We start from the raw sequence: 22,392 nt of genomic DNA, 5'->3' as shown, positions 1-22,392 counted from the left end.
CGAGCCGCGCGGCCGCGCACTATGCGCGCGGACTCGCGCGCATCGACGACCGCTGGGCGGGCACGGGGAGCGCGGGCGACGCCGTCCGCCCGCGCGACTCGCTCTTCGCCGACGACCTCGACCTGTTCGGCGAGGGCTCGCTCTTCGAGCTCCTGTGCGCGGCGCGCACTCCGCTCGGCGAGGCGACGCTCGCGCGCTGGCTGTGCGCGCCCGCGCGACCGGACGAGGTCGTCGCGCGACAGGGCGCCGTCGCGGCGCTCCGCGACGCCGTCGACCTGCGCGAGCGGCTCGCGCGCGTAGGCGACGAAGTGGGGCCGCGGCTCGACGCGGGCGGCCTCGTCGCGTGGGCCGAGCGCGCGGCGCCCGTGCCCGTCCCCGCCCTGCGCGCCGCGCTCGCCGGGCTCGCGGCGCTCGGCGTCGCCGCGCTCGTCGCCTGGCCGCTCGGCGCGGGCCCGCTGCCGCTCGTCGGCGTCGCCGCGCTCGAGGCCGCGGCCGCGCTCGTCGCGCGCGCGCGCGCGGCGCGCCGTCGCCGGGCTCGACGGCGCCGTGCGCTCGCTCGACCTGCTCGAGCGCGTCGTCGCACTGCTCGAACGCGAGCCCGCGTTCGCGGCGAGCCCGGACGCGCGGCTGCGCGCGCTCCACCGCGCGCTCGCGAGCGACGCGCACTCGGCCGCGCGCGAGATCGCGCGGCTGCGCCGCTGGGTCGCGCTGCGCGACGCGATGCGCAACCAGCTCTTCGCGCCGATCGGCGCGCTCCTGCTGTGGGGGCCGCAGATCGCGCTCGCGATCGCGGCGTGGCGCGCGCGCTGCGGCGGACGCGTGCGCGCGTGGCTCGACGCGACGGGCGAGCTCGAGGCGCTGCTCTCGCTCGCGACCTACGCCTACGAGCACCCGCGCGACCCGTTCCCGCGCTTCGCGTCCGAGAGCGAAGCGCCGCTCTTCGACGCGCGCGACCTCGGCCACCCGCTGCTCGCCGCCGCGCACTGCGTCCGCAACGACGTGCGGCTCTCGCGCGACGAGCCGATCGCCGTCGTGAGCGGCTCGAACATGTCCGGCAAGAGCACGCTGCTGCGCGCCGTCGGCGTCGCGGCGGCGATGGCGCAGGCGGGCGCGCCGGTGCGCGCCGGCGCGCTCGCGCTCACGCCGCTCTCGCTCGCCGCCTCGCTGCGGGTGGTCGACTCGCTGCAGTCCGGGACGTCGCACTTCTACGCGGAGCTCGAACGCCTGCGCCGGATCGTCGACGTCGCGCGAAGCCCCGACGCCGCCCCCGCGCTGTTCCTGATCGACGAGGCCCTGCACGGCACCAACTCGCACGACCGCGCGATCGGCGCGCGCGCGATCGTCGCGACGCTGCTCGAGAGCGGCGCGATCGGGTTCGTGACGACGCACGACCTCGCGCTCGCCGCGATCGCGGACGAGCTCGCGCCGCGCGTGCGCAACGTCCACTTCGAGGACCGGCTCGAGGACGGGCGGCTCGTGTTCGACTACCGGCTGCGGCCGGGCGTCGTCGCGCGCAGCAACGCGCTCGACCTCATGCGCGCCGTCGGTCTCGAGGTTCGCTAGGCGCGCACGCGCGCGACGCGGCTCACTCGCCGCCCGCGTCCGGAGCGGCGCGCCCCGCGCCGCCCGGGTCGTGCTTGCGCGCGCTCATCGCCCGGAAGTACGCGACGAGCGCGTCGAGGTCCGCGTCCGTGAGCCCCGGGTGCGCGGGCATCGCCGAGTAGCGGAACGTGCGCGGATCGCGGATGAAGGCGCGGATCTGCGCGACGGGCCGGTACTCGACGATGCTCCGCGGCACGTTGAGGTCGGGGCCGACCGCGCCGCCCTCGCCGTTGATCGCGTGGCAGGCGATGCACTGGCTGCGGAAGAGGGAGAAGCCGCGCTGCGCGGGCGAGCCCGGCGGCTCGCCCGTCGGCACGGTGTGCGGATGGCGGCGCGCGAACGGCACCTCGTCGATCGTGACGAGCTGGAACGGCCATGGATGGCGGTGCGGGTCGTTCTGCTCGGCGCCGGTCCACACGAGGTAGAAGGGCGCCGGGTCGAGCTCGCGCCGCGTGATGGGCGCGAAGCGCAGCGCGGGCGGGTCGGCGTCGAGCGCGGCGCGCGGCGTGAGCGACGCGTCCGCGAACGCGAGCCACGCGCCCGGCTCGGCGAGCTGCGCGCCCGCGACGGGGCGGGCGTAGCCGTCGAGGGCGCGCAGCGAGAAGTCCTCGCGCGCGGACGACGCGAGCGGGGCGCCGAAGCCCGCCTCGAAGACGCACGGGAACGGGAGCGCGAAGAACGACATCGCGCGGTGGTAGTAGGGGTCGTCGACGTCGACGCGCTCGGTCGGGCACGCGGCGCGCAGTGCGGCGAGCGGAAGCGCCCGCACGAGCGCACCGTCGCGCTCGAAGCGCAGGACGGCGGACGGCGACGACGGATCTGCCCCCGCCGCGTGTAGGATGCGCGGCGACGCGATCGCGAGGAGCGCGAGCGCGAGCACTGGAGTCGCCCGCCGGCGCCGGTGCGGGGGCGGCGGACGGGACGCGCGAGCGGAGTCGCGGGGAATCACGGCGCGCCAGCGTAGCAACGCGCGCCGCCGCCGCGGCGACCTCGCGCGCGCCCGCGCGCGTCGCGGCGGCGGCGGCGGCGGCGGCGGGCGCGACCGCGACGACGCGAAGACGCGAAGACGGGAGGCCACGGATGGCGACGAGCTCCGGAGTGCACGCGCGCCGCTGGCCGCGGCGGCTCGCGATCGCGGCCGGCGTCGCGATCGCGCTCGCCGCGGCCGGTGCCGTCGCCGTGCGCGTCTTCTTCGCGCGCGCGGCCGAGGCGTCGTTCTGGGAGGACGAGATCGAGGCCTTCGAGGCGGCCGACCGCGCGTCGATGCCCGCGCCCGGGGCCGTGCTCTTCGTCGGCAGCTCGAGCATCCGCATGTGGGACACGCTCGAGCGCGACATGGCGCCCGTGCGCGTGCTCAACCGCGGCTTCGGCGGCGCGCACATGGACCACGTCGTCGCGTTCGCGCCGCGCATCGTCGCGCCCTATGCCCCCTCCGCGATCGTCGTGTACGCCGGCGACAACGACATCGGCGCGGGCGCCTCGGCGGACCGCGTGGTCGCCGACTTCGAGCGCCTCGTCGCCTTCGTGCGCGACGGCGGGAGCCGCGCGCCGATCGCGTTCGTCGCGATCAAGCCGTCGCGCCTGCGCTGGGAGCTGTGGCCGCGGATGCGCGCCGCGAACGAGCGCATCGCGGCGCTCGCGGCGGCCGACCCCTCGCTCTCCTACGTCGACATCGCGACGCCGATGCTCGCGCTGCGCGCGCCGGGCGAGGAGGACGGCCCGCCGCCGGGGACGCTCTTCCGGTTCGACGGCCTCCACCTCTCGGCGGCGGGCTATGCGGTGTGGACGCGCGTCGTCCGCGACGCGCTCGACGCGATGCTCGGCGACGCGCTTCCGAAGGTCGAGGCTCGTTAGTCCCAGGCGTGCTCGTCGCCGAAGGCGACGAAGCGCGCGCGCAGGGCGAGCGCGCGCGCGGCGCGGTCGTCCGCCCCCGCGCGCAGGAGCGGTACGCCGCCCGCGGCGAGCACGGCGCGCGCCCAGCCCGCGAGGACGGCTGCGCCGAGCCCGCGCCCGCGGAACGGCTCGGCAGTCGCGACGCGCGCCTGCGCGGGCTCGCGCGCGCTCCGCGACGCACAGCGGCACACCGCGACGAGCGCGCCGTCGACGAAGGCGCCGACGGGCGCGCGCTCCGGCGCGCAGTGCGCCGCCTCGTCGCCGAGGCCACCGTGTGCGCGCGCCGCGTCGCCGGGCGCGAGCGGCCGGACGTCCGCCGCGACGGACGGCGCGCCTAGCATCGAGGCGTCGGCACCCGCGAAGGCGATTCCCGCGGCGCGGACGGCGACCGGTGCCGCGTCGGCGAGCGCGCGCCGCAGGAACTCGGCGCGCTCGAGCGGCGCGTCCGCGCGCCAGGGGCCCTCGCGACCCGCGAGCGCGGAGAGACGACGCACGAGCGCCGGCGGGAGGTCGCAGCGCATGCGCCAGACGGTGCCGAGCGCGGTGCGCACGACGTGGAGGCGCGGGGCGGCGCCCTCTGCCGGCGGGGCGAGGGCCGCGATGCGCCCGCGCGCGTCGAGCTCGTAGAGCGAGGCGAAGTGGAGCGCGGCGAGCGCGAGCGGGCTCCGATCCATCGCGCTCCTCCGCTCGCGCCGCGCGCTCCGCCCCGCGCCGCGCGCTCCGCCCGTCGTCGAGCCGCGCTCCGGCGACGCCGGCGCGCGTCCGCCATCCGGAGCGCGGCGCGCGGCGTCGCACCCGCGCCCGGCCGCGCCTCCCTAGCATCCTTTTCGCTCCCCGGCCTCGCACGGGTTCGGGCATGATGCGCGCGGCCGCGGCAGGGGAGCGACGGGAGCCATGTCCGAGACGACGAACGCCAACGAGGAGCTCGCGCGCCGCGCCTGGAGCGCGGTGTCGCGCGGCGACACCGAGACGCTCGCGCAGATCCTCGCCCCCGACGTGGTGTGGCACGCGACGGGCGCCAACCCGTGGCGCGGCGACCACGAGGGCGTCGACGAGGTGGTCGGCTACCTCGTCCGCATCGGCGAGATGACGGCGAGCTTCGACGCGACGCTCGTCGACGTGCTCGCGAGCGGCGAACGCGTCGCGATCGTGTTCCGCGCGAAGCTCGAGCGCGGCTCGCGCCGCATCGACGTCGGGTACCTGCTGCTCGCGCGCGTCGCGAACGGTCGCGCGGCCGAGGTGTGGACGGTGCCGCTCGACCCGGCCGCGCTCGTCGACTTCTGGATGGACGCGTGAGCGCGGGGCCGCCCGCGCGCCGCGCTCACTCGCCGAAGTCGCGCCGCCGCGCGTAGGCCTCGCTCGAGATCGCGTTCAGGCGCGCGAGCGCGCGCTCCTCGCGCAGCATGAGCTCGCGATAGCCGCCCGGGTCGGGGCCGCCGAGCGCGGCGAACAGCTTGTCGAAGATGCCGTCGAAGCTGCCGTTGCTCATCACCAGCACGACGTCGCCGGCCTGCGCCTCGCGCGCCAGGAACTCGACGATCTCCTCCACCGTCGAGAACGCGATCGCCTCCCGACCCTTCGAGTGGATGCGCTGGACGAGGATGTCGGCCGAGAAGAACTCCTCGACGCGGCCGGTCGCGCTGTAGATCGGGTCGCCCGTGTCGACGCGCTTCACGACGGTGCAGTCGGCGGGGCCGAACGCCTGGCCGTAGGCGTCCTGGAAGAGCGCGCGGCGGCTCGTGTTCGTGCGCGGCTCGAAGACGGCGAAGAGCTTGCGCGCGCGGAAGCGCTCGCGCGCGGCCGCGACCGACACCGTCACCGCCGTCGGGTGGTGCGCGAAGTCGTCGACCACGACGACGCCGCGCGCGACGCCGCGCACCTCCATGCGCCGCTTCACGCCCTGGTACTTCGCCATCGCGGCCGACGCCTCGAGCATCGGGAGCCCGAGCACGTCGGCGATCGCGAGCGCGGCGACGGCGTTCTCGGCGTTGAAGTGGCCCGCCGCGCGGATGCCGACGCCGAAGGCGTGGAGGCCGTCCTCGCGCGGGAGCGTCAGCTGGAAGCCCGTGCCGTGCGGCCCGACCGTCACCGACGTGCCGCGGTACTCGGCCTGCGACGGCGCGCCGTCGCGATCGACGCCGTACGAGACGACGCGGCACGGCGCGTCGCGCACGACGTCGGCGACGCCCTCCTGGTCGGTCGCGGCGAAGACGATGCCGTCGGCCGGCATGCGCGCGACGAGCGTGCGGAACGCCTCCTTCACGTGGTCGAGGTCGCGGTAGATGTCGGCGTGGTCGAACTCGACGGACGTGATCACGAGCAGGTCGGGCTCGTAGTGGAGGAACTTCGGCGTCTTGTCGAAGAACGCGGTGTCGTACTCGTCGCCCTCGACGACGAAGTCCTCGCCCCCGCCGTCGCGGAAGCTGTCGCCGAACTCGACCGGGATTCCGCCGATCAGGAACGACGGGTCGCGCCCGAGATGATGGAGCATCGACGCGATCATCGTCGTCGTCGTCGTCTTGCCGTGGGTCCCGGCGACGACGATGCGCCGCTTGTCGCGCATCGCGAGCGCGAAGAGCGCATCGGGGAAGGACATGTAGGGGAGGCCGGCGCGGATCGTCGCCTTCGCCTCCGGGTTGTCCTTGCGCACGGCGTTGCCGATCACGACGAGGTCCGGGTCGCGGCTCGTGACGTGACGGGCCGCGAAGCCCTCGTCGACCTCGATGCCCCACTCCTCGAGCTTCGTGCTCATGGGCGGATAGAGCTTCTTGTCCGAGCCCGTGACCGCGAGGCCGCGCCGCTTGCACAGACCGGCGAGCGCGCCCATCCCGGTGCCGCCGATCGCGACGAAGTGGATGCGCTGCGGGCCGCGCGCGCTCGGGCTATCCGGCAAGGAAGGCTTCCATCACCGCGTCGTGGATCTCGGCGCGGAGCGTGAACTTGCTGCGCTTCTCGACGAGGTGGTGGCGGTTCGTGAGCAGGACGACGATCGCCTCCTGCTCGAGGTCGATCCACAGCGACGTGCCGGTGAAGCCGAGGTGGCCGATCGAGCGCGGGCCGAAGTGCGCGCCCGACGACGACGCGCCGGCGGTCGGCGTGTCCCAGCCGAGCGCCCAGTCCGAGCCCTCCGGAATGCCCTGCCGCTCGGAGAACGCGAGCACCTGCTCGCGCGGGAGCACCTCGCTGCGGCCGTGCCACACGTCGAGCCACGCCTGTGCGAAGGTCATCAGGTCGTCGGCGGTCGAGAAGAGCCCGGCGTGGCCGGCCACGCCTCCCATCGCCGAGGCGTTCGGGTCGTGCACCTCGCCCCACAGGATGCGGTCGCGCCACGGGCAGTTCTCGGTCGCCGCATGGCGTCGGCGCTCGGCGTCGGGCACCTCGATCGGCGCGCCGTCCTCGGGGAGCGGCACGAAGAACGTGTTCGCGAGCCCGAGCGGGCCGAAGATGCGCTCGCGGCAGAACGCGTCGAGGCGCTGCCCGCTCGCCGCCTCGACCGCTGCGCCGAGCACGATGAAGTCGAGGTCGCCGTACACGGCGGCCTCGCCGGTCGCGTGCACGAGGTTCGAGCGCAGCACGCGGTCGACGATCCACTCGCGGCCGGCCGGCGTCTGCACGAGCCGATCGAAGCTCTTCTTCTCGCGCGCGCGGAGCTCCTCGTGGAAGGGGCGCCAGGGGCGCAGGCCGGCCGAGTGCGTGAGCAGGTGGCGGAACGTCACCGCCTCCTTGTCCGCCTGCGCGAACACCGGCAGCACGCTCGCGACCGGATCGTCGATGCCGAGCTTCCCGTCGTGCGCGAGCAGCGCGATGGCCGTCGCCGTCGCGACGGGCTTCGTCAGCGACGCGACGTCGAAGACCGTCTCGCGCCGCATCGCGATGCGCTCCGGCCGCACGACCGCGAAGCCGCGCTCCGAGACGTGCTCGAGCAGCTCGCCGTCGCGGTGCATGCGCGCGTAGACCACCGCGCCGGGCATCTCCGCCGCATCGATCGCCTTGTCGAGCAGGCGGTCGACCTTGGCGAGCTTGCGCTTGATGACGCTCCACTTCATCGCGGCGCGTCCGTCGTGCCGATCGAGCTCGTCATGATCTCCGGCTCACCCCCGATTCGAGCTGCGCGAGTGTGCCGCGCTCGGGGTCGAGCGCGGCGCGCGCGCCGAGCGTCCACGCGCGGTTGTCCTCGACGTGACCGAACGGAAGCCCGGTGACGAGCGGCAGGCCGAGCGCCTCGGCGCACTCGGCGACGATGCGTTCGACCGTCCAGTCGGGATGGCGCGCGTCGTCGCAGCCTACCATCGCGCCCAGCGCGATGCCCTCGCACGCCGCGAGCTTCCCGGCGACGCGCAGCGACTGCAGCATGCGGTCGATGCGGAACGGCGCCTCGTTCACGTCCTCGAGCAGCAGGATGGCGCCGCGCGTGTCGACCTCCCACGGCGTCCCGAGGCTCGCCGCGACGAGCGTGAGCGAGCCGCCGGTGAGGCGCCCCTCGACGCGCGCGCCGCGCACGCCGCGGCCCTGCATCGGCGCGGGCACCTCGCCCTCGAGCAGCGCGAACGCGCGCGCGAGCGCGTCGCGCTGGGCGTCGCCCGCGCGCTCGAGCATGGGCCCGTGCACGCCCGTGAGGCCCGCCGCGCGACGCTGCCAGAGCAGCAGCGTCGTGACGTCGCTGTAGCCGACGAGCGGCTTGCGCGCGGCGCGCACGAGCGCCGCGTCGAGGCGATCCGCGTAGCGGTGGCAGCCGTAGCCGCCGCGCGCGCACAGCACGGCCGCGATGCCCGGGTCGCTCCACAGGTCGGCGAGCTCGCGCGCGCGGCGCGCGTCGTCGCCCGCGAAGTAGCCGCAGGCGGCGGTCGGGTCGCCGCGCCGCACGGGCTCGTAGCCGAGCTCGCGCACGAGCTGCTCACCGGCCTCGAGCGCGTCGCGGTCGACGCGCGCCGCCGGCGCGGCGATGCCGATGCGCGCGCCGCGCGCGACGGCGCGCGCTCGGACGAGCCTCGGCACCTAGCGATGCGCTCCCGTCGCGCGCACTAGAACGGCTCGTCCGCGTCGCCGGCGCCGCCGTAGCCCGCGTCCATGCCGCCGAACGTGCTGTGGCCGTAGGGCTCGTCGAAGTCGTCCTGCTCCCAGTCGGTGAAGCGCGCGAAACGCCCCTCGAACTTGAGCGGCACGGTGCCGACGGGGCCGTTGCGCTGCTTGGCGATGATGAGCTCCGCCTTGTCGGGATACTCCGTCGCCTTGTTGTAGACGACGTCGCGATAGATGAAGCCGATCACGTCGGCGTCCTGCTCGATCGCGCCCGACTCGCGCAGGTCCGACAGCATCGGGCGCTTGTCCTCCGCGCCGCGCGACTCGGGGCCGCGGTTGAGCTGCGAGAGCGCGATGACCGGGATGTTCAGCTCCTTCGCGAGCCCCTTCAGGCCGCGGCTGATCTGGCTGATCTCCTGCTCGCGGCTGTCGATGCGCCCGTCGCCGTGCGCGAGCTGCAGGTAGTCGACGATCACGAGGTCGAGCCCCTGCTGTGCGTGCAGCCGACGGCACTTCGCGCGCATCTCGAGCACGGTCGGCCCGGCCGTCTCGTCGATCCACAGCCCCGCGCGCGACAGGTTGCCCGCCGCCTCCACGAGCCGCTTGTGCGCGTCGACCGAGATCATGCCCTTGTGGAAGAGCGAGAAGTCGATCTGGGCCTCGGACGAGAGCAGCCGCATGACGAGCGAGCGCGTCGTCATCTCGAGCGAGAAGACGGCGACGTGCTTGTCGTGCAGGAGCGCCGCGTTGCGCGCGATGTTGAGCGTGAGCGCCGTCTTGCCCATCGAGGGGCGCGCCGCGACGATCACGAGGTCGCCGGGCTGCAGGCCGCCCGTCATCTTGTCGAGCTCGCGGAAGCCGGTGGGGCAGCCGGTCAGGTCGCCGCCCCGCGTCATCAGCATCTCGATGTGGTTGAACGCGTCGTCGAGCTTCTCGTCGAGCGGCGCGAGCGAGCTCTTCGCGTGCGTCTGCGACAGCTCGAAGATGCGGCTCTCCGCGACGTCGAGCAGCTGGCTCGAAGGCTCCGTCGCGTCGAAGCCCGCCGCGACGATCTCGCTCGCCACGTGGATGAGGCGCCGCTTGACCGCGCAGTCGCGCACGATCGCCGCGTAGTGCCCGGCGTTCGCCGGCGTCGCCTCGAAGTCGCTGATCTCGGCGAGGACGGCGGCGCCGCCCACCGCCTCGAGCTGCGCCTCGGCGCGCAGGTGGTCGGCGAGCACGACGATGTCGACCGGCTGGCTGCGATCGCGCAGCGTGATCATCGCGCGGTACAGCACCTGGTGGGCCGGGTGGTAGAAGTCGTCGGGCGAGAGCTGGTCGAAGACCTGATGGAAGACGTCCGGATCGATCATGATCGCGGACAGCACGGCCTTCTCGGCCTCGACGTCGCTCGGCGGGACGCGACCCGCGACGTCGCCCGCCGCGCCCGCGCGCTCGCCGCGCCGGCGTCGGTCCCCGGCGCCGTCGCGCGCGAAGGGCGCACCGCCGCGGCCGATCACGTCGCCGGTGAGCGACATCCCCCTCCCCTCCTGCAGCGCTCCGGCGGGGCCCACGTCGAGCTCCGGCGGGCTCGCGCCGCGCTCCGGACTCCGAGCCGACGCCGCCCCGAGCGACGCCGCCCCTCGCGCAGCGCGACCGCGCGGCGAGGAGGCTCGCGAAGCATCAGAGCCGCGATGGCGACGCGACGACCGACGACGAACGCAGCCGCGCGAGTATACCCGCGAAGCGACGCGGAGCGTCGGTGCGATCGCGTCGACGGCGCGCGCGATGCGCGAAGCAGCGAGGCCCGGGTGTCGCGTGCGACGCCCGGGCCCCTTCGATCCGGAAAACGGCGTTCGCGCGCCGGCTAGTACTCGTCCATCGAGCCGAAGCCGATCGGCTCGGGCTCCTCGGCGAGCAGTGCGTCCGCGTCGGCGTCCGCGTCGGGCGCGGCCGCCGCCGTGACCTGGATCTTCACGTCGACGACGAGCTCCTTCTGCAGCCGGATCTTGATCGCGTGCTCGCCGACGGACTTGATCGGCTCGCTCTGGATCTTGCGCCGGTCGAGCTCGATGCCCTGCTCGGCGATGCGCGCCGCGATCATCGCCGGCGTGATCGACCCGAAGAGCTTGCCGGCGTCGCCCGCGTGCGCCTCGAACGAGAGGTCCATCGCGCGGATCTTCGTGGCCGCCGCCTTCAGGTCCTTCAGCAGCGCGGCCTGGCGCTCGGCGATGATGCGCCGGTGGTGCTCGATCTCGTTCACGCGCGCCGCCGTCGCCGGCAGCGCGATGCCCTGCGGAATGAGGTAGTTGCGCGCGTAGCCGGGCTTCACCTCGACGACGTCGCCCGCGTCGCCGAGCTTCGGCATGTCCTCGCGCAGGATCACCTTCACCTTGCCCACGGCACGCCCTCCTAGATGTGGCTCGTCGAGTAGGGGAGCAGCGCGACGTGCCGTGCGCGCTTGACCGCGAGCGACAGCGGACGCTGGTGCTTCGCGCAGTTGCCCGAGATGCGCCGCGGGATGAGCTTGCCCGTCTCCGTGAGGAAGAGGCGCAGCGTCTTCGGCTCCTTGTAGTCGATGGCCAGCTTCTTGTCCGCGCAGAAGCGGCAGACCTTCCGGCGCTGGAACATCTTCTTCTTCTGCTTGCGCGCCTTCTTGCGGGCCTTCGCGCGCAGGCGCGCCTTCACGGTCTGCGGGGGGCGCGGCCGGTCGTCGCGGCGGCCGCGGAAGCCGCCGCCGTCGCGGTCGCCGCCGCGGAAGCCACCGCCGCCACCGCCGAAGCCGCCCTCGCGGTCGCCGCCGCGGAATCCGCCACCGCCGCCGCCGAAGCCGCCCTCGCGATCGCCGCCGCGGTAGCCGCCCCCACCACCGCCGAAGCCGCCTTCGCGGTCGCCGCCGCGGTCACCGCCGCGGTAGCCGCCGCCGTCGCGGTCGCCGCGCGGCGGACCGTCGCCGCCGGGGCGCGGCTTGCGGAGGTCACCCGTCGGAGGGATGCCGGGAACCGTGGTCTTCGGCCCGTCGCCCGAGTTCGATTCGCTCATGCTCACTCCTCCTCGTCGCCGCGCGCGTCGTCGTCGTCGTCCGCGTCGCCCGAGTCGTCGTCGTCCTCGCGCGCGCGGTCCTGCTCGGCGCGCTTGCGCGCCTCCTCCGCCTCGCGCTCCGCGCGCTCGGCCGCGCGCTTCTCCTGCTCCTGCTCCTCGATCGCGGCGCGCGCCTTCCGCGCCTCGATGTCGGTGACCTCCTCCTCCACGAGCACCGTGAGGAAGCGCAGCACCGACTCTTCGAAACGCAGCGCGCGCTCGAGCGGCGGGATCACCTGGCCGTCGTCGAGGAAGCGCAGGATGCGGTAGTGGCCCTTGTGGAAGTTCTCGATCTCGTAGGCGAGCTTGCGCTTGCCCCAGTCCTCGCAGAGCAGGCGCACGGAGCCCGCCTTCTCGAGCTCGGCGTCGAGCCGGGCGAGGATGGCCGCCGATCCCTCGTCGGAGATCTCCGGCTGCACGACGAACATGGTCTCGTATTCCCGCACAATGCCTCCTCGTGGACGGACCCTCGGGTCCGAGCCCTCGCCGTCCGGCCCGATGTGGGCCCCCCTGCCGCGGCGGGTGCGAGCGGCAGGCGCGCGAGGACTGAGTGAGCGTCGATGGAGCCCGCGGCCCCGGGCGCGCGCGGGCGGCTGTGAGGGCGGGGGTGTAGCGCGGGGGCGGCGACGCGCGCAAGCGGGCCCGTCGTCGTCGGCCCCGCCGCGCGGCCGGGCCGACGACGACGGGCCCGCGCGGCGTCGCGCCTAGGCCCCCGCCGCCTCCACGACGAGCGCGTGCACGCGCGCGTCGTCGGTGAGCTCGGGGTGGAAGGTCGCGGCGAGGATGCCGCCTTCGCGCACGAGGACGGGCGCGCCGTCGACGCGGACGAGCGTCTCGACGGCCGGGCCGAGCTGCTCGAGGCGCGGGGCGCGGATGAACACGCAGCGCAGCCCGGGGAGCGCGCCGCCGGGGTCGGCGGGCGCGGCGAACGAGTCGACCTGGGTGCCGTAGGCGTTGCGCACGGCGGTGGCGTCGAGGAGGCCGAGCGTCGGCACGGGGTGGTTGCGCACCCCGCGCGCGAGCAGGATCGCGCCCGCGCACGTGCCGAGCACGGGACGGCCGCTGCGCGCGAAGGCGCGCAGCGGCTCGGCGAGCGCGAGGCGCGCGATGCCCTTCGAGATCGTCGTCGACTCGCCGCCCGGCAGCACGAGGCCGTCGAGCGCGTCGAGCTCGCGCGCGTGGAGCACGCGCACGGGCTCGGCGCCGCAGCGCGCGAGCGCGGCCGCGTGCGCCTCGACGTCGCCCTGGATCGCGAGGATGCCGACGCGCTTCACGTCCCGCCCTGCCCGCTCGACCCCGTTCCGCTCCCGCCCCGCGCGCTACCAGCCGCGGTTCGCGAGGCGCTCGTGCTCGGCGAGCGTCTCCATCTCGATGCCTTCCATCGCGCGACCGAGCCCGCGGCTCGCCTCGAGCACCTCGCGCGGGTCGTCCCAGTGCGTGCACGCGTGCACGATCGCCTTCGCGCGCGCGGCGGGGTCGGCGCTCTTGAAGATGCCCGAGCCGACGAACACGGCCTCGGCACCGAGCACGCGGCAGAGCGCGGCGTCGGCGGGCGTCGCGACGCCGCCGGCGGCGAAGTTCGGCACCGGCAGCCGGCCGTGCGCGTGCACGTAGCGCACGAGGTCGTACGGCGCGCCGAGCTCCTTCGCCTTCGTCATCAGCTCCTCGGGCCGCAGCGCCTGCACGGCGCGCATGTCGCCGTTGACCGTGCGCAGGTGGCGCACGGCCTCGACGATGTTGCCGCTCCCGGCCTCGCCCTTCGTGCGCATCATCGCGGCGCCCTCGCCGATGCGGCGCAGCGCTTCGCCGAGGTTGCGGCAGCCGCACACGAACGGGCTCTTGAAGGCGTGCTTGTCGATGTGGTGCTGGTCGTCGGCCGGCGTCAGCACCTCGCTCTCGTCGATGAAGTCGACGCCGAGCGCCTCGAGCAGCTGCGCCTCGACGATGTGCCCGATGCGCACCTTCGCCATCACCGGGATCGACACCGTCTTCTGGATCTCGGCGATCATCTCGACCGCGCTCATGCGCGCGACGCCGCCGTCGCGCCGGATGTCGGCCGGCACGCGCTCGAGCGCCATCACCGCGCACGCGCCCGCCTCCTCGGCGATCTTCGCCTGGTCGGCGGTCGTCACGTCCATGATCACGCCGTTCTTGAGCATCTCGGCCAGGCCGACCTTGAGCTCGAAGGCCTCGGCCCCGGTGCGTCCGGCGCCGTTCGCGCTTCCGTTCGTCATCTCGCTTCCTCCGTGGGGATGGGGTTCGTCACAGCTGTACGGCCGCCGACTGGCGGGCCGCGCGATCCTCGCCCTGGTGCGCGCGCACGACGCGCGCGAGCGCCGCGATGCCGCGTTCGATCGCCGCGGGGCCGGCCTGCGCGACGGTGAGGCGCAGCCCGCCCGACGGCGGGCGCCCGGGCGCGAACTCGGAGCCCGGCGCGAACAGCACGCCCTCGCGCGCCGCGTCGGCGAGCAGGTCGCGCGCGTCGATCGCGTGCGGCTCGCGCGGCAGGTCGACCCAGAGCTGGTAGCCGCCGGACGGTCGCGTCCACGTCGTGCCCTCGGGCATGTGGCGCTCGAGGGCGGCGAGCATCGCGTCGCGCCGCGCGCGCAGCTCGCGGCGCAGCTTCGCGAGGTGGCGATCGTAGGCGCCGCTCTCGAGCAGGCGCGCGAGCGCGGCCTGGAGCGGCAGCGAGTCCGACAGGTCGGTCGCGTGCTTGAGCGCGACGAGCGCGTCGACGACGCGCCCGCGCGCGGCGATCGCGCCGGCGCGCACGCCCGGGAAGAGCGACTTCGAGAACGACAGGAGCTGCACGACGAGCCCCGCGTCGTCGACCGCGGCGAGCGACGGCACGGGCCCGCCTTCGTAGCGGAGGTCCATCTCGAACGCGTCCTCGATGACGGGCTTGCCGTGGCGCGCGGCGATCCCGACGAGCGCGCGGCGGTGCGCGAGATCCGTCGACGTGCCGAGCGGGTTGTGGAACGTGGGGATCGTGTAGAACGCGCGCACGTCGGGCCGGGCGAGCGCGCGGTCGAGCGCGTCGAGGTCGGGCGCGGCACCCGTCCCCTCGCGCTGCATGGGCACGGGCTCCGCGCGCACGCCGAGCGCGACCAGCGTCGCGAGCACGTTCGCGTACGTGGGCACTTCGACCGCGACCGCATCGCCCGCACTCGCGAACACGCGCAGCGCGAGCGCGATGCCCTGCGACGCGCCGTGGCAGAGCACGACGTCGTCGGCACGCGCGTCGGGTGCGCCGGCGGCGGCGAGCCTGCGCGCGATGGCCTCGCGCAGCCCGACGTGTCCCTGTGCGCCGCCGTAGAGCAGCAGCTCCGGCCCCGTCTCGCCGAGCACCTCGTGGAGCGCGCGCCGGAAGGCGGCCGCCGGGTAGAGCGCGGGGTCGGGAACGAGCTTGTGGAGCGCGACGATCTCGCGCGGCGCAGTGCCGCTCTCGACGCGGCGCGACGGCTCCGCATCCGGCGCGCCGCCGAGCGCGACGCTCGGGAAGCGCGGGCGGCCGGCGTCGAACGCGAGCAGCTCCTCGGTGGTCGGCGCGAACGCGAGCGACGCGGCGGGCGCCGTCGGCGCCGCGCGCACGCCGAGCGAGGGCGCGACGAACGTGCCGCGCCCGACGCCGCTCTCGACGAGCCCCTGGGCGCGCAGCGTCTCGTAGGCCTGCGAGACCGTGTCGCGGTGGACGCCGAGCTCGTCCGCGAGTGCGCGGATCGGCGCGAGACGGTCGCCCGGTGCGAGCTCGCCCGCCTCGATGCGCGCGCGGATCGAGGCCGCGATCCGCCGGTAGGCGGGCGGCACGGCGCGTCCGGATCTTTCGGCGGAGGGCTCGGCCATCGCCGGACGGTATGTCCGGCTCGGTCACCGGTCAATGCGCGAATTGTCCGGTTCGTTCACATCAATGAAGACCGGACGATCAGGAGTCGGGCGTGCGCCCTCCCATGCCGAGCGCGCGGCCGAGCGCGACCGCGACGAGCCCGACCACGCCCGAGAAGAGCGCGCCCATCTTCGCCTGGCCCTGGAGCACCGGGTCGCGGAAGGCCGCGGTGGCCACGAAGAGCGCGACGGTCAGGCCGAGCGCCGCGATGAAGCCCGCCATGTAGAGGTCGCGGCGCGCCATCCCGGTCGGGAGCGGGAAGCCGAGCCACGCCGCGATCGAGCCGAACAGCGAGATGCCGACCAGCTTGCCCACCACGAGCGCACCGAGCACGAGCCACGTCATCGGCCCGATGTCGGCGAACGCGACGCCCGCGTTCGCGAAGGCGAAGAAGAAGAGGCCGAGGTCGACGGGCAGCTTGAACGCGTGCTCGAACTCCTCGAGCGTCGAGCGCCGCATGCGGAGGTCGGTCGCGAGCGGCTCGCCCATGCGCGCGATCTCGTCGTCGGCGCGGAAGAGCCCCGTGTCGCGCCGCGGCGCCGGCATGAACGGCACGACGAAGCAGAGCGCGAGTGCGGGATGGAGGTGCGCGAGCAGGAGCCCGCTCCACGCGATCGGCCCCGCGAGCGCGACGTAGGGCAGCCACGCGCGCACGCCCGCGCGCCGCAGGCCGAACGCGACGGCCATCGCCGCGAGCACGAGCCCGAGGAACGCGGGGTTCGTCGGCTCCGCGGGGTTCCCGTAGAAGACGGCGATGATCACGAGCCCGATCGCGTCGTCCGCGATCGCGAGCAGCAGCAGGAAGTCGATCGCCGGGTGGCCGCGACCGAACACGAACCGCGCGCACAGCCACGCGAGCGCGATGTCGGTGGCGGTCGGGATGCCCCAGCCGCGCGAGAGCAGCGGCCAGTCGGGGCTCGGGCCGAAGACGTCGAGGGCGTGACACGCCGAGAGGCCGGCGAAGAACACGGCGATCGGCCCGAGCACGCCGCCGAGCGTCGAGAACAGCGGGTTCATGGCCTTGCGCGGCGGGTTCAGGCTGCCGCCGGGAAGCACCGACTCCGTGATCTCCTTCGCGGCGATGCCGAAGAAGAACACCATGAAGATCTCGTTCGCGACGAAGTGCAGGTCGAGCGCGTGGCCGAAGACCGCGAGCGGCCCCCACGGCGCGTGGAGCAGGTGCTCGTAGGTCTCGTGCGCGAGGTTGGCCGCCGCGAGCGCGACGACGACGCCGGCGAGCAGCGGGATCGAGAACTCGAGCAGGAACGTGACGAACGCGCCGCGGGACGACTCACTCACGTACCGAACCGTCCTTTCAGCCCTCGCGCTCGCCGCCGCGCGCGTCCGCCGACGCCCGCGCGTCGCCGCGTCCGTCGGGCGCCGGCTCGGCCGTCGGCGCGCGATTGACGCGCTCCATCGCGCGCTCGATGCCGTCGCTCCATACCGCGTGCACCGCGTCGGCCGCGCGCTCGACCGCCGACCCGAACGCGGCGCGCTCGGCGTCGTCGAAGCGCGACAACACCCATTCGACCACATCTCCGCCGGCTCGTGGGCGGCCAATTCCGAAGCGCAGCCGCGGGAACGCCGTCGTGCCGAGCGCGTCGGCGATGCTCTCCATTCCGCGGTGGCCGCCGCAGCCGCCGGCGGCGCGAAGCCGCAGACGACCGAGCCCGAGGTCGAGGTCGTCGAACACGACGAGCAGGTCGCGCGCGGGGTCGAGACGCAACGCCTCGACCGCGGCGCGGACGCTCTCGCCCGAACGGTTCATGAAGGTCTGGGGAAGCAGCAGGAGGGCTTCGTCGTCGCCGACGCGGAGCGCCGCCGACCGTGCACGGAGCGGCCCATCGTCGCGCCACGCGGCACCCGCGCGCGCCGCGACGGCGCGCACGACCTCGAAGCCCGCGTTGTGGCGCGTTCCCTCGTAGCGCGGGCCGGGGTTGCCGAGTCCGACCAGGAGCTGCATGGCGGTGCGCGTCGCGTCGGCGGGCGGCGAGCGCCCGCGCCCCGTCGTTAGTCGCCGGCCGGCTTCGCCGCCTCTTCGGTCGGGGCGGCCTCGACCGCGGGCGCGGCCTCCTCGGCCTTCGCCGCGATCACGGAGACGACCGCGAGCTCGCCGTGCGTCATGAGCTCGACGCCCTCGGGCAGCGCGATGTCGGAGACGTGCAGCGCGTCGCCGAGCTGCATGTTCGCGATGTCGACGTCGATGCGCTCCGGGATCGCGCGCGGGAGGCACTCGATCTCGATCTCGCGCAGCGAGTGGTCGACGATTCCGCCGTCCATGCTGACGCCCACCGGCGTGCCGACGAGGTGCAGCGCGACGGACACCACGATCGTCTCGTTCGCGTCGATCTCGAACAGGTCGGCGTGAAGGAGGTCGCCGCGCACGGGGTCGCGCTGCAGCTCCTTCACCAGCACCGTGCGCTTGCCGACGCCGGGGCCCGCGAGGTCGAAGAGCGCGTTGTGGCCCTCGCTCGCGAGCAGCTTCTCGAGCGCGCGGGGCTCGAGCGCGAGCGCCAGGGGCTGCTTGCCCTGGCCGTACATCACGGCGGGAATGCGGCCCTGCGCGCGCAGCTTGCGGGCGACGCCCTTGCCCCGGCTCTCGCGGACCTCGACGCTCAACTGACTCACGACCTTCTCCTCGCCCGCGCGACGCGCGGACCTAGACGAACAGCGAGCTCACGCTCTCTTCGTTGTTGATGCGGCGAATCGCTTCGCCGAGCTGACGCGCGACCGTGACGACGTGGATCTTCGAGGACTCGACGTCGGGGCGCAGCGGAATCGTGTCGGTCGTGATCAGCAGCTCGAGCGGCGACTCGTTGATGCGCTTGATCGCGGGGCCCGAGAGGACGGGGTGCGTGATCGCCGCGGAGACCGAGGCAGCGCCCTCCTCCTTCAGGCAGCGCGCCGCCTCCGTGAGCGTGCCCGCGGTGTCGACCATGTCGTCGACGATCACGCACGTGCGGCCCGCGACGTCGCCGATGATGTGCATCACCTCGGACACGTTCGCGCGCTCGCGCCGCTTGTCGATGATCGCGAGCGTCGCGTCGAGGCGCTTCGCGAAGGCGCGCGCGCGCTCGACGCCGCCGGCGTCGGGCGAGATGATCGTGAGGTCGCCGCGCACCTTCTCGCGGATGGCCTGCAGCAGCACGGGCGTCGCGTAGAGGTTGTCGACGGGGATGTCGAAGAAGCCCTGGATCTGACCCGCGTGCAGGTCGAGGCAGAGTGCGCGGTCGCAGCCGGACGTCGTGATCAGGTTGGCGACGAGCTTCGCGGTGATCGGCGCGCGCGGGCGCGCCTTGCGATCCTGGCGCGCGTACCCGTAGTACGGGATGACGGCCGTGATGCGGCGCGCCGAGGCGCGGCGCAGCGCGTCCGTCATCACGAGCAGCTCCATGAGGTGGGTGTTCGCGGGCGCGCACGTCGGCTGGATCACGAACACGTCGCGCCCGCGCACGTTCTCGAGGACGTCGACCGAGCACTCGCCGTCGCTGAACGTCCCGACCTCGGCCTTGCCGAGCTGGATGCCGAGATAGGCGGCGATGTCCTGCGCGAGCTTCGGGTTCGCGTTGCCGGTGAACAGCGTGATGTTCTGCATTCGCTCGCCTCGCGTGCTTGTCTCGCTCGTCCTGCGCTCGTCGCCCCGCGCCCGCCGCGCGCCGCGTCGGTGTCACGCGTTCGCGGATCGAGGTGGTTGGGGCGGCAGGACTCGAACCTGCAAGTGGCGGCTCCAAAGGCCGCTGCCTTACCATTTGGCGACGCCCCATCTCCGACCTTCTCGAGGACGGGCTACGCCGACGCAAGCGTGATCACCGCGCGCGCCCACACCGGCGGCGGGAACGTGCCGCGAGCGACGGCAGCCTCGGCGCGGCCGCGACTCTCGAACACACCGAACACGGTCGCACCGCTCCCCGACATCCCGACGGCGAGCGCCCCGAGCGACTCGAGCTGCTCGAGCAGGCGCGCGATGGAGGGACAGAGCGAGGCGGCCGGAGCGAGGAGATCGTTGACGAGCACGGCCCGCACGCGGGCCCGGTCGTCGTCGCTTCCGACGAACTCGCCCCCGACGAACAGCCGCGAGAGCGTCTCGGCTGCGATCTCCGGCCCGTGAGCCGGCGGCATCGTAGGCCGGGGGCCCGGGGGCGTCAACGCGGCCGCGCGCTCGTCCCATGCCGCGTAGACGTCCGCAGTAGAAAGGGAAATCCCGGGATTCGCGAGCGCGAGCGGAAGCCCGCCGAGCCCGCGCGCCGGGTCGATCCGCTCGCCGATGCCGCGCACGCGCGCGGGCTGCGGGCGGAGGAAGAACGGGACGTCGGCGCCGAGCGAGAGGGCGATGTCGGGCAGCGCCGCGGGCGCGACGGCCCCGGGCACGAGCCGGTCGAGCGCGCGCAGCACGGCGGCCGCGTCGCTCGACCCACCGCCGAGGCCCGCGCCCGAAGGAACGCGCTTCTCGAGGTCGATCGCGAGCTCGGCCCGCATGCCCGCCGCGCGCAGGAAGGCGTGCGCGGCGCGCGCGGCGAGGTTGCTCGCATCGGCGGGCAGCGCGTCGGCGCCGAGGCCGCGCACCGCCAGCGCGATGCGCGAGCCGCTCGCGTCGCCGGGCGCGCAGGTGCCGAGCTCGACGCGCACGCGATCGCCGAGGTCGAGCGGCGCGAACAGCGAGTCGAGCGTGTGGTAGCCGTCCGGGCGGCGGCCGGTGATGCGCAGGCCCAGGTTCACCTTGGCGGGCGCGACGAGCTCGAGCACGGGCACGGGCGTCAGCCGTCGGTCGGGCCCGGCCCGGTGCCGCCGCGCGCCCCTTCGACCTCCACGACGCGCAGACGCAGCTCGTAGAGCAGGCTGTCGATCAGCTTCGACTCGTCGGCGTCGAGGTTGCCGCGCGTCTTCGCGCGCAGCATCTCGAGCGTGTCGATCGTGTGGCGGGCAAGCAGGACGTTGGGCTCGGCCGCCTCGCCCGATTCGGGGTCGGGCACGATGCCGAGCTGCACCATGGCGGTCGCCGCGAGGGAGAGCGCGAAGTTCGAGAAGTCGACGTCGGGGAGCTTCGTCCGGTCGGTCACGCGCTGCCCTCACGACCTCGCCGGCGCCGACGCGCCGCCCGACCGGGCTTCGCGCTGCGGGCCGTCCGGAGAGGCACCGCGCCGCGTCGCGTCGAGGTCACCGAGCGCACGGTAGGCCACCGCGAATCGCTGGGCGACGGTGACGACGCCGCCCGCGGCGAGCAGCCAGAGCACGGGCGCGAGCACGTCGAAGAGCGCGCCCGCCGCGAGCAGCCCGATGCGCTCGCCGCGCTCGAGCAGCCCGCCCTCGAGCACCGGGATGCGCGTCTCGGCGCGCGCCTTCGCGTACGAGGTGAGCACCGCCGTCGCGAGCGCGACGGCCGCCACCGCGGCCGTCGCGCGGTCGCCCTCGCCCGCGTACCACGCGAGCACGCCGCACAGCAGCACGACGTCGACCAGCCGGTCGAGCGTCGCGTCGAGGAACGAGCCGAACTCCGTCGACACGCCGTAGTGGCGCGCGACCACGCCGTCGACGAGGTCGAAGAAGCCGCTCGCGAGGATCAGCGCGCCGCCGAGCCGGAGCTGCCCGGCTGCGAGCATCAGCGCCGCCGCGACCGCGACGACCGCACCGGTGCACGTGAGGAGGTTGGGATCGATCGGGCGCGAGCGTCGGAAGAGGAACGGGAAGAGCCGGTGGATCCAGGCGTCGAGCCGCGCACCGAAGCTCGCCTTGATCACGCGTCGCCGCGCTCCTCGCCCTGCGCGCCCGGCGGCGCGACGTCCGCGACGACCTCGAGCTTCTCCGCCGTGTCGGGCAGCGCGGCGAGGTACGCGTCGCGCTCCTCGTCGCTCACCCAGCCGCGCCGGCGCGCCATGCGGGAGTCGAACTTGAGGTTGGAGATCGAGTCGTTGTCCATGGAGCCACTCCTGCTCGCGCCGCGACGGCGCGTTCGACCTCGCGAGCTCGCGGGCCGCACCCGACCGCCGCCCGCCCCGCGCGGGCGCGTCGTCGCGCTCGGTCTCGTCGATGGATCCGCCCGGCTCGGGCGGTCGGACGAAACCCTAGCAAATCGACATGGTTGCAAGAGAGGGCTAGGTTCCGCGCACCCCCGAGGTATCCCGACTTGCGAACTCGCCGAGCCCGTCGCCGCGCCGAGGCCGTCCGGATCGTCGCGCTCGTGGCCCTCCTCGTCACCCTCGCCGCGTGCCAGACGACGAGCGAGCCCGACTTCGACGACCTCCCGTCGGCCGAGGAGCTGTACGAGCGCGGCACCGAGAAGCTCGCGGGCACGCGCATCCTCTGGCTGATCCCGCGCGTCGACACGACCGGCGCGATCGAGGACTTCCAGTCGATCATCGACAACTATCCGTACAGCGAGTACGCGGTGCGCGCGGAGCTCAAGATCGCGGACGCGTACTTCGAGGACGACCGCTTCGAAGAGGCGCTCTCCTACTACCGCGACTTCGCCGACCTCCACCCGCAGCACCCGAAGGTTCCGTACACGATCCTGCGCGCCGCGCAGTGCCACTACGAGCAGCGCGCGACGATCGACCGGGACCAGACGGCGGCGCGCGAGGCGATGACCTATCTCGAGCGCCTCATGCGCGACTACCCCTACGCGCCCGAGACGCGCGAGGGCGAGATCGTCCTGCTCGATCTGCGGGGCCGCCTCGCGCGCAGCGTGCTCGCGACCGGCGACTTCTACATGCAGCGCGGCGAGCACCAGGCCGCCGCGGAGCGCTACCGCAGCCTGCTCGACGAGTATCCGGGGCTCGGCCACGACGCCGAGGCGCTCTACAAGCTCGCCGTCTGCTACGACCGCATGAAGCTGCACGACGAGGCGCTCCGGCTCTATCACGTCATCGTCGAGAACTACCGCGACAGCGCACTCGCGCGCGCCGCCCAGGAGCGGATCTCGGCGTCGAACTGACCGGGCG

Annotated in this window: 23 protein-coding genes, 1 tRNA gene and 1 pseudogene; 4 read left to right on the top strand and 21 right to left on the bottom strand. The window is 74.4% G+C overall.

What is annotated here, in order from left to right; translation table 11 throughout:
- Window positions 1-546: 546 nt before the first annotated feature.
- The gene (locus R3E88_04725) at window positions 547-1,563 is read left to right on the top strand and encodes a hypothetical protein (GenBank protein ID MEZ4215759.1); all 1,017 of its coding nucleotides are present in this window, start codon (window positions 547-549) and stop codon (window positions 1,561-1,563) included.
- A 22-nt stretch (window positions 1,564-1,585) separates the two neighbouring features.
- On the opposite strand, the gene R3E88_04720 is transcribed toward R3E88_04725, so the two are convergent.
- Window positions 1,586-2,482: a cytochrome c gene (locus tag R3E88_04720; GenBank protein ID MEZ4215758.1), complete on the bottom strand. Its 897-nt coding sequence runs from the start codon at window positions 2,480-2,482 to the stop codon at window positions 1,586-1,588.
- Between the two features lie 200 nt (window positions 2,483-2,682).
- Here R3E88_04720 and R3E88_04715 point away from each other — a divergent pair, with 200 nt between their 5' ends.
- A complete protein-coding gene (locus tag R3E88_04715) occupies window positions 2,683-3,456 on the top strand; it encodes a GDSL-type esterase/lipase family protein (protein MEZ4215757.1) in 774 nt (257 codons plus the stop codon).
- Here the strand turns inward: R3E88_04715 and R3E88_04710 are convergent.
- Window positions 3,453-4,169, bottom strand: a complete 717-nt coding sequence (locus R3E88_04710) for a hypothetical protein (protein ID MEZ4215756.1) — start codon at window positions 4,167-4,169, stop codon at window positions 3,453-3,455. The genes R3E88_04715 and R3E88_04710 overlap by 4 nt on opposite strands.
- 220 nt (window positions 4,170-4,389) lie before the next feature.
- Here R3E88_04710 and R3E88_04705 point away from each other — a divergent pair, with 220 nt between their 5' ends.
- Window positions 4,390-4,791, top strand: a complete 402-nt coding sequence (locus tag R3E88_04705) for a nuclear transport factor 2 family protein (GenBank protein ID MEZ4215755.1) — start codon at window positions 4,390-4,392, stop codon at window positions 4,789-4,791.
- 25 nt (window positions 4,792-4,816) lie between these two features.
- On the opposite strand, the gene R3E88_04700 is transcribed toward R3E88_04705, so the two are convergent.
- From R3E88_04700 to R3E88_04610, 19 genes and pseudogenes are all read right to left on the bottom strand, one after another.
- Window positions 4,817-6,388 carry a Mur ligase family protein gene (locus R3E88_04700; GenBank protein MEZ4215754.1) on the bottom strand — a complete coding sequence of 524 codons (1,572 nt, stop codon included), beginning with the start codon at window positions 6,386-6,388 and terminating at the stop codon, window positions 4,817-4,819.
- Window positions 6,378-7,541, bottom strand: a complete 1,164-nt coding sequence (locus R3E88_04695; GenBank protein MEZ4215753.1) for a serine hydrolase domain-containing protein — start codon at window positions 7,539-7,541, stop codon at window positions 6,378-6,380. The genes R3E88_04700 and R3E88_04695 overlap by 11 nt, the downstream gene beginning before the upstream one ends.
- Window positions 7,542-7,572: 31 nt before the next feature.
- Window positions 7,573-8,490 (bottom strand): LD-carboxypeptidase, encoded by a 918-nt coding sequence (locus R3E88_04690; protein MEZ4215752.1) that lies wholly within the window; start codon window positions 8,488-8,490, stop codon window positions 7,573-7,575.
- A gap of 26 nt (window positions 8,491-8,516) precedes the next feature.
- Window positions 8,517-10,031, bottom strand: a complete 1,515-nt coding sequence (dnaB, locus tag R3E88_04685; protein ID MEZ4215751.1) for a replicative DNA helicase — start codon at window positions 10,029-10,031, stop codon at window positions 8,517-8,519.
- 329 nt (window positions 10,032-10,360) lie between these two features.
- The gene (rplI, locus tag R3E88_04680; protein ID MEZ4215750.1) at window positions 10,361-10,894 is read right to left on the bottom strand and encodes a 50S ribosomal protein L9; all 534 of its coding nucleotides are present in this window, start codon (window positions 10,892-10,894) and stop codon (window positions 10,361-10,363) included.
- Between the two features lie 11 nt (window positions 10,895-10,905).
- Window positions 10,906-11,343 (bottom strand): annotated as a pseudogene (gene rpsR / locus R3E88_04675) (30S ribosomal protein S18).
- A gap of 194 nt (window positions 11,344-11,537) precedes the next feature.
- On the bottom strand, window positions 11,538-12,020 hold the full coding sequence (rpsF, locus tag R3E88_04670; protein MEZ4215749.1) for a 30S ribosomal protein S6: 483 nt from the start codon (window positions 12,018-12,020) through the stop codon (window positions 11,538-11,540).
- Between the two features lie 258 nt (window positions 12,021-12,278).
- Window positions 12,279-12,848, bottom strand: a complete 570-nt coding sequence (gene pdxT, locus R3E88_04665) for a pyridoxal 5'-phosphate synthase glutaminase subunit PdxT (GenBank protein MEZ4215748.1) — start codon at window positions 12,846-12,848, stop codon at window positions 12,279-12,281.
- A gap of 45 nt (window positions 12,849-12,893) precedes the next feature.
- The gene (gene pdxS, locus R3E88_04660; GenBank protein MEZ4215747.1) at window positions 12,894-13,808 is read right to left on the bottom strand and encodes a pyridoxal 5'-phosphate synthase lyase subunit PdxS; all 915 of its coding nucleotides are present in this window, start codon (window positions 13,806-13,808) and stop codon (window positions 12,894-12,896) included.
- A 28-nt stretch (window positions 13,809-13,836) separates the two neighbouring features.
- Window positions 13,837-15,417, bottom strand: a complete 1,581-nt coding sequence (locus R3E88_04655) for a PLP-dependent aminotransferase family protein (GenBank protein ID MEZ4215746.1) — start codon at window positions 15,415-15,417, stop codon at window positions 13,837-13,839.
- A 79-nt stretch (window positions 15,418-15,496) separates the two neighbouring features.
- The gene (locus R3E88_04650) at window positions 15,497-16,756 is read right to left on the bottom strand and encodes a Na+/H+ antiporter NhaA (protein MEZ4215745.1); all 1,260 of its coding nucleotides are present in this window, start codon (window positions 16,754-16,756) and stop codon (window positions 15,497-15,499) included.
- A gap of 16 nt (window positions 16,757-16,772) precedes the next feature.
- Entirely contained in the window at window positions 16,773-17,420 is a 648-nt protein-coding gene (gene pth / locus R3E88_04645) for an aminoacyl-tRNA hydrolase (GenBank protein ID MEZ4215744.1), read from the bottom strand.
- A gap of 47 nt (window positions 17,421-17,467) precedes the next feature.
- Window positions 17,468-18,085, bottom strand: coding sequence for a 50S ribosomal protein L25 (locus R3E88_04640; GenBank protein ID MEZ4215743.1), 618 nt, complete (start codon window positions 18,083-18,085; stop codon window positions 17,468-17,470).
- A 31-nt stretch (window positions 18,086-18,116) separates the two neighbouring features.
- A complete protein-coding gene (locus R3E88_04635; protein MEZ4215742.1) occupies window positions 18,117-19,052 on the bottom strand; it encodes a ribose-phosphate pyrophosphokinase in 936 nt (311 codons plus the stop codon).
- Window positions 19,053-19,145: 93 nt separating this feature from the next.
- A tRNA-Gln gene (locus R3E88_04630) sits at window positions 19,146-19,220 on the bottom strand.
- 23 nt (window positions 19,221-19,243) lie between these two features.
- Window positions 19,244-20,206: a 4-(cytidine 5'-diphospho)-2-C-methyl-D-erythritol kinase gene (locus R3E88_04625; protein MEZ4215741.1), complete on the bottom strand. Its 963-nt coding sequence runs from the start codon at window positions 20,204-20,206 to the stop codon at window positions 19,244-19,246.
- 5 nt (window positions 20,207-20,211) lie between these two features.
- Window positions 20,212-20,514, bottom strand: coding sequence for a DUF1844 domain-containing protein (locus R3E88_04620; GenBank protein ID MEZ4215740.1), 303 nt, complete (start codon window positions 20,512-20,514; stop codon window positions 20,212-20,214).
- A 9-nt stretch (window positions 20,515-20,523) separates the two neighbouring features.
- A complete protein-coding gene (locus R3E88_04615; GenBank protein MEZ4215739.1) occupies window positions 20,524-21,192 on the bottom strand; it encodes a CDP-alcohol phosphatidyltransferase family protein in 669 nt (222 codons plus the stop codon).
- Window positions 21,189-21,371 carry a hypothetical protein gene (locus R3E88_04610; GenBank protein ID MEZ4215738.1) on the bottom strand — a complete coding sequence of 61 codons (183 nt, stop codon included), beginning with the start codon at window positions 21,369-21,371 and terminating at the stop codon, window positions 21,189-21,191. Before R3E88_04610 ends, R3E88_04615 begins: the two co-directional genes overlap by 4 nt.
- A gap of 207 nt (window positions 21,372-21,578) precedes the next feature.
- Here R3E88_04610 and R3E88_04605 point away from each other — a divergent pair, with 207 nt between their 5' ends.
- Window positions 21,579-22,385, top strand: coding sequence for an outer membrane protein assembly factor BamD (locus tag R3E88_04605; protein MEZ4215737.1), 807 nt, complete (start codon window positions 21,579-21,581; stop codon window positions 22,383-22,385).
- Window positions 22,386-22,392 lie beyond the last annotated feature (7 nt).

The organism is Myxococcota bacterium (assembly GCA_041389495.1).
In the GTDB taxonomy this organism is placed as follows: Bacteria; Myxococcota_A; UBA9160; order UBA9160; family UBA4427; genus JAWKRT01.
Note: the sequence above shows the minus strand (reverse complement) of the source record. Positions and strands in the feature narration are given on the sequence as shown.

Bases quoted from the DNA above. Each gene is read 5' to 3' on its own strand.
- R3E88_04715 (MEZ4215757.1), top strand. From the start codon at position 2,683: ATGGCGACGAGCTCCGGAGTGCACGCGCGCCGCTGGCCGCGGCGGCTC.
- R3E88_04710 (MEZ4215756.1), bottom strand. From the start codon at position 4,169: ATGGATCGGAGCCCGCTCGCGCTCGCCGCGCTCCACTTCGCCTCGCTC.
- R3E88_04705 (MEZ4215755.1), top strand. From the start codon at position 4,390: ATGTCCGAGACGACGAACGCCAACGAGGAGCTCGCGCGCCGCGCCTGG.
- R3E88_04695 (MEZ4215753.1), bottom strand. From the start codon at position 7,541: ATGAAGTGGAGCGTCATCAAGCGCAAGCTCGCCAAGGTCGACCGCCTG.
- dnaB (MEZ4215751.1), bottom strand. From the start codon at position 10,031: ATGTCGCTCACCGGCGACGTGATCGGCCGCGGCGGTGCGCCCTTCGCG.
- pdxS (MEZ4215747.1), bottom strand. From the start codon at position 13,808: ATGACGAACGGAAGCGCGAACGGCGCCGGACGCACCGGGGCCGAGGCC.
- R3E88_04655 (MEZ4215746.1), bottom strand. From the start codon at position 15,417: ATGGCCGAGCCCTCCGCCGAAAGATCCGGACGCGCCGTGCCGCCCGCC.
- pth (MEZ4215744.1), bottom strand. From the start codon at position 17,420: ATGCAGCTCCTGGTCGGACTCGGCAACCCCGGCCCGCGCTACGAGGGA.
- R3E88_04635 (MEZ4215742.1), bottom strand. From the start codon at position 19,052: ATGCAGAACATCACGCTGTTCACCGGCAACGCGAACCCGAAGCTCGCG.
- R3E88_04610 (MEZ4215738.1), bottom strand. From the start codon at position 21,371: ATGGACAACGACTCGATCTCCAACCTCAAGTTCGACTCCCGCATGGCG.